At 39.2% G+C, this 14286-nt stretch carries 8 protein-coding genes; all 8 read right to left on the bottom strand.

Annotated features, from left to right (window positions below):
- Nucleotides 1–82: 82 nt before the first annotated feature.
- The 8 genes from GWK51_RS14860 to GWK51_RS14825 all read right to left on the bottom strand — a co-directional run bounded on the left by GWK51_RS14860 (nucleotide 83) and on the right by GWK51_RS14825 (nucleotide 13930).
- Complete coding sequence (locus tag GWK51_RS14860; protein WP_161934293.1) at nucleotides 83–790, bottom strand: ABC transporter ATP-binding protein; 708 nt, start codon at nucleotides 788–790, stop codon at nucleotides 83–85.
- Entirely contained in the window at nucleotides 783–2006 is a 1224-nt protein-coding gene (locus GWK51_RS14855; RefSeq protein ID WP_161934292.1) for an ABC transporter permease, read from the bottom strand. Before GWK51_RS14855 ends, GWK51_RS14860 begins: the two co-directional genes overlap by 8 nt.
- Complete coding sequence (locus GWK51_RS14850; RefSeq protein WP_161934291.1) at nucleotides 2003–3226, bottom strand: efflux RND transporter periplasmic adaptor subunit; 1224 nt, start codon at nucleotides 3224–3226, stop codon at nucleotides 2003–2005. The genes GWK51_RS14855 and GWK51_RS14850 overlap by 4 nt, the downstream gene beginning before the upstream one ends.
- 561 nt (nucleotides 3227–3787) lie before the next feature.
- Entirely contained in the window at nucleotides 3788–5485 is a 1698-nt protein-coding gene (locus tag GWK51_RS14845) for a ShlB/FhaC/HecB family hemolysin secretion/activation protein (RefSeq protein WP_161934290.1), read from the bottom strand.
- Nucleotides 5486–5488: 3 nt separating this feature from the next.
- Nucleotides 5489–10597, bottom strand: a complete 5109-nt coding sequence (locus tag GWK51_RS14840) for a YDG domain-containing protein (protein ID WP_161934289.1) — start codon at nucleotides 10595–10597, stop codon at nucleotides 5489–5491.
- Between the two features lie 601 nt (nucleotides 10598–11198).
- Nucleotides 11199–11690, bottom strand: coding sequence for a flavin reductase (locus tag GWK51_RS14835; RefSeq protein ID WP_161934313.1), 492 nt, complete (start codon nucleotides 11688–11690; stop codon nucleotides 11199–11201).
- Nucleotides 11691–11853: 163 nt separating this feature from the next.
- A complete protein-coding gene (locus GWK51_RS14830) occupies nucleotides 11854–12900 on the bottom strand; it encodes a methionine synthase (RefSeq protein WP_161934288.1) in 1047 nt (348 codons plus the stop codon).
- Between the two features lie 37 nt (nucleotides 12901–12937).
- Complete coding sequence (locus GWK51_RS14825; RefSeq protein ID WP_161934287.1) at nucleotides 12938–13930, bottom strand: DUF1852 domain-containing protein; 993 nt, start codon at nucleotides 13928–13930, stop codon at nucleotides 12938–12940.
- Nucleotides 13931–14286: the final 356 nt, after the last annotated feature.

The raw sequence follows: 14286 nt of genomic DNA, 5'->3' as shown, positions 1-14286 counted from the left end.
TTGATAAGGAAAAACTCCCATCTCGCTAAAAATATTTTTTGAGCCGCTTCTACAGAAAAATAATCAAACTTTATGCTTAAATTCACTGATTTTTGTAATCACTCTGAATTTTCCCATCCACCAGATTAATGGTTCGGTCGCAGGTTGCAGACAAACGTGGATCATGCGTGACCAACAACACGGCACAATCATGTTCACGATGTACTTTTCGAAATAATTCAAACATTTCAGCAGCCGTTTGAGTATCCAGATTGCCAGTCGGCTCATCCGCCAACAATAACGCAGGTTGAGTAATGAGTGCACGAGCGATCGCTACACGCTGCTGCTGCCCCCCTGAAAGCTCATTTGGTTTACGATCCGCAAACTTTTCTAAACCTACTGCGGCTAATAATTCATGTGCATAATCCAACGCAGATTTATCTGGCTTGCCCTGCTTCAACATTAATGGCATGAGCACATTATTTAAGGCAGTAAATGCTTGTATAAGATGATGGAACTGAAACACAAAACCAATACTGTTGCCTCTTAATGCAGTCCGTTCCGCATCCTCCATTCGACTTGTGGCTTGACCCAACAAATACAGCTCGCCACTACTAGGCTGATCTAATAAGCCTAGAATATTCAATAAGGTACTTTTGCCTGAACCTGATGGACCAATCAATGCGGCGAAGTCGTTACGTTCAATACACAGATCTATCCCGTGCAACACCTCAACCTCATTCGGTTGTCCGACATTATAAGATTTTCGTAATGCCGCTAAGCGCAGTACTTCCTGAGAATGATCAGACATGGCGTATTGCCTCCACAGGATCTAATGCAGCCGCCCGACGTGATGGTACTGCAGCAGCCAATACTCCCGTCAATGTCGCCAATAATAAAGCCGATATGATGAGCTTGATTGAAATTGAAATATAAAACAAACCAGGACCAAACTGATTAAATCCCCATATCAAACCATAACTCACCACACTACCCAGCACCGAACCGAGCAAGCCAAATATTGCCCCCTGAAATAAGAAAACCCTTAAAATTTGTGATTGCGTCGCCCCTGTCGCACGCAAAATACCAATTTCCCGAGTACGTTGTACCACACTCACAGACATGACACTGGCAATGCCAAAAGCGACTGAAATCGCAACGAAAACGATAATCATATTGGTCGAAAGGCTCTGTGCTGTAATCGCATTCATCAACTGTGCATTGGTTTCAATCCAGCTTTCTGCTTTTAATGACGTCAGGCGTCCGACTTGAGCGGCTATTTGATCGGCCTGAAAAATATCATGAATTGTGAGATCAATGACAGTGACCCCACCTGGCAAATTAAGTAAAGATTGCGCTTGCTTCAAATCCAGATACACATAGCGCGCATCCAATTCACGCACGCCCAATTCAAAGATTCCTGAGATATTAACCACGGCATTCTTTTGTTGCCCAGTATCTAGCCTTAATTTACTCCCAACTTGCACACCTAAATCTTTGGCCAATTGGCGTCCAATTAATACATTATCTGCGCTCACCTGTAATTGACCACTTACGATATATTGCTTTAACGGAATAATTTTTTGATAACGTTCAAGATTAATACCAACTAAGGCAACGGATTCAACTGCTTCTCCACGCTGTACGAATGCGGGTCCTGAGACCACTGGAGAAACCGCAGTCAATATGGGTAAACGATCTAGCGTTTCCGTAATTTGTTGCCAGTTATTAATTGAACGCAAGCGCTGCGCCCGCTTATCTTCCTGTAATAACTGTAGCGTTCCAGCTTGTGGCGGTACAATGTGGTTCACCTCATCGGGTGAGAGCAAGCGAATATGTGCCTGTGTTCCTAAAGTACGTTCTACAATATTGGATTGTAAGCCCTGAATTAAGGCACTAATAAACACAATCACCGCTACACCAACGGCGACGCCAATAGTAATCATAATTGACTGGGTTCGACCTTCTCGCAAAAAACTGATTGCGATGGTCCACTCGGTCCAAAGTCGCCCTAAAAAGTTTTTCAATCGAATTTCACCGGTAATTCATTTTTGCTATCTGTTTGATCTGCTTGATTATGCAATATGCTTTGGGTTTGCTCTATGCGGACACGTGTTCCATCCTTAAGCTGTGATTCTGCATCAGCAAGGACTTGATCGCCTTCTTTTAATCCAGCAACAACTTCCGACATGACCAAACCACGTAAACCTAATGTAATTTGGTGACGTTGTATTTTTCCTTCCCTCACCCCAATAACCGTGGCCTTTTTTCCACTGATTGCGCTTAAAGCATCATTTGGAATGACCAAGGTCCGCTGGCGCTTGTTGGTTTCAATATTTACAGATAGGGTCATGTCTTGACGTAAAATATCAGGGACTGGATCAACCGTCAGTCGGACGTCTACTGTGCCACGCTGAGCATCAATACTTGGAGCAATAAAATTAATCTGCGCAGGAAATGGTCGATCTGGATAAGCATCCGCAACAACCACGGCTTTTTGTTGTAAGGCGAGCAAGGGTAAATTGCGTTCATCAAAGGGAACTCGAATTTCAGTTGCACCCTCCAGTGCAATGGTGAAGAGTGTCTGGCTGGGTTGTACCAAATCCCCTGGCTCTACATTACGGGTTAAAACGGTACCATCGACTTCAGCACGAATTTTGGTCTTGGCGAGTTGAGCCTGTAACGCGGCCAGTCGTTCACGCAACATGGTCTCTTCAACATTACCTTTGGCTAAAGCCGCGGCTTTTATTCGAGCTGATTCCAAATTATTACGTGCGACTCTTTCTGCCTCGAGTGATTTCTCGCGTTCCTCAGCCGACAATATACCTAATTCTGTGCCTTTTCTCCGCGCTGCTTCTCGTTGGGCTTGTTCTAACTGCACTTTGGCATTCGCCAAATCGACTTCAGCTTGCGGACGTCTCGTCGTTGCGAGTTCCTTTAATTCGGCTTCTGCCTGCCGCACCTGCGCTGAGATTTCATCCGATTTCAATACTAAAAGGACATCTCCACGGGAAACCCGATCTCCCTCTTGAACCCATCGTTCAAGGACAACGCCTGTAATTTCACTTCCAATCTGTGCTCGAGATACCGTCTCTACTCGTCCTGATGCGACCACTGTCTGAACGAGGGGGCTAGAGATTACTTGATAGCTCGGTAACAGTGGCCCCTGCCACCAGCGATAGGTAACAAAACCTATTACTAAAATAAGTAATATAATTATCAGAGACTTATAATGAGCTACACGCAATACTCTTCTCCAAATTCATTTCATCAATCAATATAAATCAAACCACATTAACTTTTGAGTTTTTAAGTATCTGAATTTTTGGCAACAATTAATCTTTTCAATGAAATAGCTGTATTATTTTTTATATTCTAAATCTCTAAATCAATTAATTTAGTCCCTTTTATTGTGTAATTAGCTTAACTTATATTGCCGCCATCATGTAGGTAAAAAAAATCGTATCAATAGCCGTTATGAAGCTTTAAGGCTCTTATTGTTAAGCTTTACATATAAATTCAGCCTGTGACAATTACCAAGGATGGGTCACAGTAGCTAGCCTCGTTTCCGCTACAAAATTTGAAAGGCGCTCATCTTCAGATAAGCGCCACTCCTATTGGTATTACTCAGACCTTCGAATCATCTAGTATCTTGAAATCAGATTACTCAGTAAAACCTCATCTTAAAGATCCTTGTTGAACAAAGCTGGCTTTTTCCATTACATATACTTAGAAGGTATAGTGATTGATAAAGCTAACAATGATTTCCACTCGTAATTCCTAATTACTACAATAAATACAATAACTGTTAGAATTGCTTACGAATACTTAACCAATATTGGTAATCATCAGTATTTCTTAATTGCTCAGACTCGCCTCCAAATGGGAAAGCAATATCAGCATTAGCTTGTATATTCCAAGCACTTATCCAATTTAGCCCAAAACCTGCACTACTCATCTGAACTTGATTATCACCACTATTTCCAAGCCATTTATCTGCATTGAGTATGATTTCAGCCGTATCGACAAACACTTTTCCATTAATCTGGTTCCTAGCTGTAGCAAATAAGCGTTGTCTTAACTCTAACGTAGCCAAGTAACCACTTGAACCTGCTAACTGGCTCGATTCATATCCACGTACGTTGAATGGTCCACCACCCAAATACTGCTCAGCACTGTCTAAATTATATGGGCTGTACTGTCCATATATTCCCACATAAGCTTGAGTACCTTTTGTACCCAAATTTTGCAATCGGGAAAGATTTAAACTGGTAAGGTAATAATCTCCAGCTGTATTAGCAGTTTGAGTATCTAAAATTTCAGCAACCTCATTTTTGAATTTGACACGCCCAAAACTGGTTGATGCTCCATATTGCGTTAGCCCACCACCAAGAAATTGATCAAACTGCGAACCATCAACACGGGCTGTCAACACATCGAGATTACGATGCTTGTAATATTGACTTAGATTAATGTCATCTTCTAACTGCTCATGATCATATTGTAAGGTTAATAAAACTTCTGCATTGTTGGTTAATAATGCTGGCTGACTAATAAATACACTCGTTTGTGCTGCACTACCTTCAGCCCCTAAGTCTTTCAGATTCTTACCTAATTCATATGATAAGTATGAATAACTAGCACCTACACGTGTCCCCATACCAGTGAAAGTAAAGGCATACCCCACCTTACCATAGTTCATACGCGAACCAGATGTCATGAAGTCAAAGCTTAACTCATCCCCCAAACCTGCTAAGTTGTATGCGGAAATTCCTGCTGTTGCTCTGGCTCGATTTGTATATTCATTACCAAAGTTATCCACTCCAATATAACCTCCTAACATTGATGTATTTTGAACATCAACATTCAGTTGGCTACTGCCTAATAACTCTCCTGAGGACAAAACATTTCGAGTTGAAACACCATCCAGACGATTAATTAATTTAAGCTGTTGCTGCAACTGATTGCTATTAATGCGCTCACCTTGCTTTAATGGCTCAACCATCTGTTCTAATAACCAATTTTGTGTACGGCTTTGGTTATTAATTACGGTTTTATCATAGTAGGCTTCGAGTATCTTTATTTGCACTACTCCATGACTTAAATTCTGTTGTGGAAGGTAGGCACGACTATATGGATAACCATGCTCTTGATAATATTGAGTTATTTTTTGTGCAAGCTGCCACAGTTGGTTGAATGTTAATGCCTTTCCTTCAGCTGCCGAAACTAAAGGATGTAATTGTTCATCAGTAAATAAACTATTCCCAGAAATTTCAATTTTTTGTACTGGAATTTTTACGTCAGCCGAATAAGGTAGAGAAGAGTCAGTGGCACTCTCCACCGTAACCGCTGGCTGAGGTAATTTATTCTGATCAGTTTTTTGCTGCTCTTGCAACAATTGTCCAGCATTTGGCGCATTCACTACGATTGCTGCATAGCTTGAATTTGCCCATAAAATAAAACAAGCACCTACTGATGTCGCTAATAAGTTACGTTTAAGTGTCATCAATTAGTGCTCCCCTGATAAAGTTTTAATGCCTGTAGTGTTGATTACCCCTTGTTCTGTTTGAATATTTACATTATTCAATACATTAAGGGTATCTGGTAAATAACGCGGTCGTTTTAATTGTGTTGCCTGTAAATATGCATCTGGAAATTGCATATATACATCTGCATTGGTGGATGATGTGGTATTCAACAGACTATAGTTTTGAGCATCCTTACCACCCAAACTTAGGCCTAAAATTGAGACAGTCTTCGTATTACCTGTACTTGAACTATCAAATTGTCCAATCGCGCTTGCAACCGTCAGCTCATCTCCAGCAAACATACCGTTAAACTGTGCTTTACTAGTATTTAAACTCACTAGGGTCTGTCCATCATAAGCGCGACTGTTCGCAATGATTCCCAGAATTTCACTGATGTTCGCTTTGGAAATATCTGCTGTGGTGCTGGCCGTTGTATTTTGCAGTGTGTAGTTACCTGCATCTGTACCACCTAAACTTAAACCACTAATCGCTACAGTTTTACCCTCTGCTGCATTTTTATCGCTAAAGCTCCCTGTCGCTGTCGATACAGTTAATTCATCTCCACTCACCATTCCCGTGAAACCAACTGAACCTGTGTTTAAGGTCGCAGCTGTTGTGCCATCATAGGTTTTATTATTGGCAGTAATGCCTGTGATCGCATTAATCACTGCTTTGGAAATACTCGCTGTTGTGCTGGCTGTTGTATTTTGCAGTGTGTAGTTACCTGCATCTGTACCACCCAAACTTAAACCACTAATAGCTACAGTTTTACCCTCTGCTGCATTTTTATCAGCAAATTTGGCAGTTCCCGTTTGTGCAATAAGTACCTGATCAGCACCATAAATAATGCCATCAATGCTAGCTTGACTATAATCTAGTACAGCATTAGAAGTTCCATCATAAGTCTTATTATTGGCAGTAATGCCTGTAATGGTATTGATCACTGCTTTGGAAATATCTGCTGTCGTGCTGGCTGTTGTATTTTGCAGGGTGTAGTTACCTGCATCTGTACCACCTAAACTTAAACCACTAATCGCTACAGTTTTACCCTCTGCTGCATTTTTATCGCTAAAGCTCCCTGTCGCTGTCGATACAGTTAATTCATCTCCACTCACCATTCCCGTGAAACCAACTGAACCTGTGTTTAAGGTCGCAGCTGTTGTGCCATCATAGGTTTTATTATTGGCAGTAATGCCTGTGATCGCATTAATCACTGCTTTGGAAATACTCGCTGTTGTGCTGGCTGTTGTATTTTGCAGTGTGTAGTTACCTGCATCTGTACCACCCAAACTTAAACCACTAATAGCTACAGTTTTACCCTCTGCTGCATTTTTATCAGCAAATTTGGCAGTTCCCGTTTGTGCAATAAGTACCTGATCAGCACCATAAATAATGCCATCAATGCTAGCTTGACTATAATCTAGTACAGCATTAGAAGTTCCATCATAAGTCTTATTATTGGCAGTAATGCCTGTAATGGCATTCAGTACCGCTTTATTAATTGTCAATTTTCCAGTGCTGCTTCCGCTTTGTACAATTAGATCATAACCTTGCTGAACCGAATATAAGTCCTTCGTTAGATCTATTTCAACTGCTGTAGGGGTGGCATTTTTTTGTTGTGACAAAATTAATGACGAATCATAAATAGTTCCTGCTGGTACAACTTGATAACCGCCACCTTGGTTTTTCCCATTATAAGTTGTCGTTGTATCCGCATTAGTAATGGTCAAAGAGGTTAAGAAATTTCTTAATAATGGCGCGGTAAGCCCATTATATATACGCCAAACTTTTCCAGTGCCACCTACATCATCAATGCCCCAACCTGCATTTACAAATGTATCTAAATCCTGCATTTGTGCAGTAGTTTTACCTGTACCACCAGCACTAGTAGCACGACCTGAAGTCGTCGTATTCCAGAAACTATTAGTTACGACGCCCAACGAACTTGCATTGTTACCGACCAAACCACCGATTTGGCTGATACCTCCAGTGACTTTACCCGAGGAATAACTATTAATAATTTTTGGTGCAGATTCAGCAAAACGCCCTACTAACCCGCCAATTGCTTGGCTAGTCGCTGCTCCTGAGACATCGGCAGCAGAGTAGCTATTTTTAATTGTTCCTGAATTACCTAAATAGCCAACTAAACCACCTATTCCTTGGCCTGTTCCATAAATACTCCCTGTGGTAAAGCTATTTTCTATTGTGCCTTGTCGTAAAGCTCCAACTAGACCACCAACTGAGGTTGAACCATTTACATTAGCATTGATTAAACCAATATTACGAATCACAACACTTGCATTATCAACGCCACCAATAAGTGCTGCATTCCACATTTCGCCAGTATTGATATAGAGGTCATTAACTGTGTGTCCTAAACCATCCAACTTACCGCTGAAGTTAGCCAACGCATCTATGCCTATAGGTCTAAAACCTGCCCCACTATTCCAATTTTTGGTATCTGAAGCATCAATATCATTACCAAGTAGATATTTTCCACTTAGGTTTTGATTCATGTTTTGTAATTGGGTTGCATTTAAAATAGCTGTATATAGCGCTGGCCTATTGGTTGAAGTGATTGTTCCTGTCGGTAAATCATTCTTATTAAAAACTTGGTTATTGGCAAGATTCAGTAAGTATGGCGTAGTTTGATTATCACCATTTCCCCAAACAGTATTAAAATCAAACCCTGTTAAATACGATTTATCAAACATCTGAGCTGTGGTTAAACCTATAACATTTGTTAATGTTCCAGAATTACTTCCTACAGCTTGAATTTGTCCTACTGTTTCAATATTAAAAAAACTATTATTTATCTTTAAATTAGTCAAATTAGCATTAGAAGCTCCCCCCACAATGGCTCCAACAGTGCTATTCCCCTTAATACTACCCACTACATATGAGTTTTTTATATTAATCAAATTATTATTCCAGCTACCACCTAGAATACCACCTACAATACTATTTCCATTTTCAATAGTACCAGCATAGTAAGAATCGCTAACCGTAGTATTTGAATTAGTTGTTCCTATCAAACCACCAATATAACTTGTTGTACCATTTCCCTGAATTAATGCTGTAGAGTATGAGTTTGATAACTCTGCGATTCCACCTTCGAATGCACCCAATATCCCCCCAACATGTTGGGATGATGCAGCAGAAACGGCACCTGCTGTATAACTGTTTAAAATGCTCGTATTTCCGCGCAAATAGCCAGCTAGCACACCAGTAATACGACCACCTATAATATTCGCATTTAATAAACCTATATTGGAAATATGAATATTACTACCCCAGCCTATCAGCCCTACACCCTCTAAAGTAGGTCTATTGATTGTTAAACCATTAATTGTATGATCTAAGCCATCAAATACACCTGTAAAATAAGTTGAACCATTTCCAATCGGATTAAATCCAGCTCCACTATTCCAATTGACAGTTCCACTAGCATCAATATCATTCGCTAAAGTAAAGTTACCATTTAACTTGGTTCCCATGCCTTGTACACCAAAAATATCGGTCAATTGCCAAGGGCTATCTGATGTACCGTTACCGCTTAATGCGCGAACAAAACTGCCACCACTTAAACGAAAATCCCTAGCATAAAAACTTGGTAAAATTGCTGTATTTTGCAGCCAATTCCCCTTAGTTAAAGTAAAGGTTCCAACATTTATTGCTTCGGTTGCTGAAATATTATTAGCCGCATTTAAAGTTAGACCACCATTAGTAGCAGTAATTTTTTTATTTAATTGAATGTCTTTATCTGCTTGTAAAGTCAATGTAGAGTTACTTGTCCAAGTCAAATCGGCATCTACAGTGATATTGCCTTCTTGAGTACCTACTGCTGTCCCACCTGTAGAAACAGTGACCCCTGTCGTCGCTAACGCATTCTTTAATGTCGTAGCATTAATCACCGTGTCGTCTTGACTCGCAGTAAAACCTGCTCCTGTATCTGTTGAATTTGAAATCACCACATTGTATGGATCGATTAACCATTCACCTGTACTACCACCTTCAGATAAGGTGGAAATTTTAATATTTTTATCAATACTTACTTTTGCTGCACTAGTTTCAATAAAGCCACCATCTTGACCATTTTTTCCCTCAGCCTTTAAAGTTCCACTAACATTTGTTTCACCAGACTGCATGTCTCCGAGTAAAATAATTTCCCCTTTGGCATTTTGAGTCAAACGATTCGCTTCAATAATTCCAGTATGATTTACAACAGCCTTACTTAAACTGTCTTTGGCTTTAGCAGTTAAATACACAGCACCATTATCCGCAATGATTGCACCACCGTTTTCCACTAGACCCTTAAATACACCTTGATCTACTTGATACTGGGTCAATGAACCATCTTGTAATGCTAATGTAACTTGGCTTGCTGCTGTCAGATGAGTAACTCCCTTAGGAGTGCTAATTGTGCCCGTATTTTTAACATTCGGCGCGATTAACGCAATTGTTCCACCCTGTAAGGTTTGAATCAAACCTTGATTTTCTACTGTTGCTGTACTATTAACATCACCTTTTAATGTGTATTTTCCGTTTTGTATGTCAGCATCATTTAAGCTTAATGTTGATGCAACTAAACCACCGACATTCACTTGCGCTGTTTTTGAAAAAACTACACCATTCGGGTTAAGTAAAAACACCTGACCATTAGCGTTTAAACGTCCCATAATTTGTGATGCATTACTGTCAATTACATGGTTAATTGCAACGGATGACTGATTAGGTTGTAAAAAATTAACCGTCGAATCTTGCCCAATATTAAAAGTATTCCAATTCGCACTTAAATTTTGGCTATTTTGCTGAATATTAAGGGTATTACCAGCTTGTATAATACTGGCAGAACCCGAATTAATTTGTGCACCTGTTGGCAATTCAGTATTCGAGATAGCAGCATGCACAGAAAGCGGTAATACAGCTAAACCAAAGAAAATCAATCTCAATCCTTTTGAAATAACCCCTTTAATTGGGTTAACTACGGTAGCCGAACTACTTGATGAAATATGGTTTTTTGCTAATTCTGAAACAGCTTGCCAACTTTCTAGTTGCTTATTCCATATCAGTTTATAGATTTTATTCATGCTGCTCCTCAATTTAATTTTAAATCGTCGATTAGATCAAACTTTTCGAAGCCAAGATATACCAAGAAATGGTTATATTTCAATAAGTCAATTAACTTTTTATTTCCAATTTGTTCACTTACAGTATAAAAATTGTTTTCACCTTCAAAGATCAGTACTTAACTGGACTGCCACAGGTCAAAACAATACAATGAGAATACATCTCAATATTGAAGCCCTTTTTTAGAAAGAATTATATGAAATAAGATAAATATTTTTAAAATAACTAATAAATCAATGAATTAGAATTGATCCATTGAGTAATAAATGAAAAATAATAAAACTAAAGATATGCAATGAATTACAGAAAGTAATCTAAGCCAAGGAACCTTTTATTCTAAGCAAATGCATCTATAATCTATCTTTTTAACATTGCCCTAGATCCCCATAATAGCAATAGGAAGCAGTTCTAAATATTTGAAAAAGAAAAATAATTTATTCTAATTATTTGAATATATTAATATTAAAAAAAAGCATAGTTATAACAAGCTATGCTCTTAGCTAAATTATATAAACACCATAAGTGAGATACCTATATACTTAAAATTCTAATGATGATCAGTTAAACAACTTCCGTCTGCCCCACCTGATGATAAGCACGATTAAAATAAACCAAACTCTGATCTTGCTCACTTTGTTGAATCGCAACAACACGGCAGATAAAAATGGTATGTGTACCCACTTCTTGAATTTGATCAATCTCACAATCAAAATTCACCAAAGCATCTTTTAATACAGGTGCACCTGTTTCAAGCTCTGTCCAGATACCATGTTGAAAGCGTTCTTCAGAACTCAGTTTGGATGCAAACACGTTAGAAATATGCTCATGCTGTGCACCTAAAACATTCACGGTTAAAATCTTATTTTCAACAAAATGCGCATGTGACCGAGAAGCTTTATTCATACAGACCAACAAAGTCGGTGGTGTATCCGTAACACTACACACCGCAGATGCAGTGAAACCATGACGATCAGACATGCCTGCCGTAGTCACAACACTCACTGCGCTGGTTAACGAAGACATTGCATTTCGAAAGTCTGTTGCTTCAATCATCATTTTGTTCCTAAATTGAACCGTGTATTTTGTTTAGATTGGGCTATATCACGCGATTCGCATCATATAACCACTGGCTTAAAATGTGTACTTAATAAAACAGATACATGTTTTGAACATGAAATTGAGCTACCCAATTCATCTCATGGGTAGCTCTTTCACCTTACGCGATAGATGCGTATGACGTCGCAAGTTCTTTACGAATAATTTCAGCACCTGCACTTAAGGCATTCAGTTTGCCACGCGCCACTTCACGTGCCAGAGGTGCCATACCGCAGTTAGTTGAAGGATACAGTTTATCTGCATCAACAAACTGAAGTGCTTTACGCAATGTATTTGCCACTTCTTCAGGTGTTTCAATGCTGTTGGTTGCAACATCAATCGCACCGACCATGACTTTTTTACCGCGAATCAATTCAATCAGATCCATCGGCACACGTGAGTTCTGGCATTCAAGTGAAATAATATCAAGCTTAGATTTTTGCAGTTTAGGGAATGATTCTTCATATTGACGCCATTCATTGCCTAAAGTTTGTTTCCAATCAGTATTGGCTTTAATACCATAACCGTAGCAAATGTGTACCGCAGTTTCACATTTCAAACCTTCAAGTGCACGTTCTAAAGTTGCAATACCCCAGTCATTCACTTCATCAAAGAATACATTAAATGCGGGTTCATCAAACTGGATAATGTCCACACCAGCAGCTTCTAACTCTAAAGCTTCTTGGTTGAGGATTTTAGCAAATTCCCAAGCCAGTTTTTCACGGCTTTTGTAGTGACCATCGTACAGGGTATCGATCATGGTCATTGGACCAGGAAGCGCCCATTTAATTGGTTGTGTAGTTTGGCTGCGTAAAAACTTGGCATCATCAACAAATACAGGTTGCTTACGAGATACTTCACCCACAACAGATGGCACACTTGCATCGTAACGATTACGAATTCGCATTGTTTCACGTTTTTCGAAATCGACACCCTCAAGATGTTCAATAAACGTGGTTACAAAGTGCTGACGCGTTTGCTCACCATCAGAAACAATATCAATACCTGCTTGCAACTGTTCATGTAACGATAAGCTTAAAGCATCGCGCTTGGCTTGAAGCAGTTCTTCGCCTTCAAGTTTCCATGCGGACCACAGTTTCTCAGGTTCTGCAAGCCAAGAGGGTTTCGGTAAGCTGCCAGCCGTTGATGTTGGTAATAAAATTGCCATTTTAAATCTTCTATCTCTAAATTCTGTTTTGGGTTAATTAAGCAGCGTTACGCTCTACGTTGTAGCTTTCAGCCCATTGCTCAAGAATGTCTTGATATGGCTTAATAAAATTCTCTTCCGTCCATTTACCTTGTTTGACTGCAAGCTGACCACGCTCAACACGGTCATAGACAATACGAGTCAATGAGTAATCTGGATACTCTAAACTTGCCTGATACACTTGCGCTGCTGATGAATTTGCATTGTAAATTTCAGGGCGATAAATCTTTTGGAAAGTTTCCATGGTGCTAATCGCGCTGATCAATTCAAAATCTGTGTAATCACGCAGTAAGTCACCCGCAAAATAGAATGCTAAAGGTGCAACACTGCCTTTTGGCATAAAGAAGCGAACCTGTAAGCCCATTTTATGGAAATACTCATCGGTACGTGAGTACTGATCTTGTTTATACTCAACCCCCAAAATAGGATGCTCATTGGTGGTACGGTAATATTTACGTGCGGTTGAAACACTCAAACAAATCACAGGTTGTTGATTAAACTCAGCTTTAAATGTCTCTGAATTCACTAAATATTGATAAAGCTTGCCGTGTAAATCACCAAAACCTTCAGGTGCATAAGAGGTTGAGTTCTCTTTATTATGTTCTTTCAGTACCACGCTAAAATCGTAGTCACGCACATAAGATGAGAAGCTGTTGCCAATCATGCCTTCAATGCGTTGATTGGTATGATGATCGGTAATGGTGCTTTTCAGCATTTCGATAATCGGGAAAGTTTTACCATTGCCTTCAATGTCTAAATCCGCAGAAATAATATCTATTTCCAATGAATAACGATCACCATTCGGATTGTCTGCTTGCGCTAAAGCATTGAAACGATTATTGATCATTCGAAGTGTGTTACGTAGATTCTGCTCACGGCTTTCACCACGCGCTAAGTTAGCAAAGTTAGTTGTTAAACGTGTGCTATCTGCGGGTTGATAGTTTTCATCAAAACGAATGCGTTTGATTGAACATGCAAACTCTTTACTCATGGTGATTGTCATCCTAATTTTTGAGATTAAATCTAAATTGCTTGAATGGTGTAATTTATACCGCAACCACTACATGAATAAAAATGATTTAGTCTCAGCCCAAAGTGAGTAAAATTCATGTTTAAAATTACAACCCATTTCGATTGGATAGAGTTTGCATGAAAGAGCTTATTATATTAATAATTGCTTAATTTATATAAAACAACAATTTATATTATTAAATAATTAATTATGGAATATAAAATGAATAAAAATCAACTAAAAAAAGCGACTAAAAATTACTGCTTCAGATGTAAATTTCATCTCCTTCAAACCAAGGAGATGAATGAAATGATTTATTTTTATTACACGATTTA

The organism is Acinetobacter kanungonis, from assembly GCF_009939195.1.
Lineage (GTDB): Bacteria > Pseudomonadota > Gammaproteobacteria > Pseudomonadales > Moraxellaceae > Acinetobacter > Acinetobacter kanungonis.
The sequence above is the reverse complement of the archived record's forward strand: the minus strand, read 5'-3'. Positions and strand labels throughout refer to the sequence as shown.